This is a genomic window from Dietzia massiliensis (assembly GCF_018390595.1).
GTDB classification, from domain to species: domain Bacteria; phylum Actinomycetota; class Actinomycetes; order Mycobacteriales; family Mycobacteriaceae; genus Dietzia; species Dietzia massiliensis.
In genome coordinates this window covers 1-316 of the sequence record NZ_JAHBAV010000376.1, presented here as the reverse complement: position 1 = coordinate 316, position 316 = coordinate 1, and the positions used below count along the sequence as shown (strand labels likewise).

Below are 316 nucleotides of genomic sequence, written 5' to 3'. Positions count from 1 at the left end.
CGTCTGCACCATCGGCGCCGGTTCGATCACCCCGTCGGGGCGCACCGCCAGCGGCAACGACGGCCGGGGCCGCCCGGGGTCGCAGCCGGCCGACTCCGCCAGCGCCTCGAGCTCGACCGCGGCTTGCCCCTCGTAGTCGATGCGGTGCCGCACGCCGAGCAGGGAAGCGACCGCGTCGAACAGCCGTCCCATGCTCGAGCACGGCACACAGCCCGTCCCGGTCTCCAGTTGCGAACGGACCAGGCGCAGTTCGTCATCGGTCGCGGCGGCGACGGGCGCCAGATCCGGGGTCCAGTCGATGTCGGCCGTCCATAAC

Annotated in this window: 1 protein-coding gene; it reads right to left on the bottom strand. The window is 73.1% G+C overall.

The window, feature by feature from the left end; genetic code table 11:
- A partial coding sequence (locus KHA85_RS17620) for a Kae1-like domain-containing protein (protein ID WP_438802065.1) occupies positions 1 to 316 on the bottom strand: 316 nt, incomplete at both ends.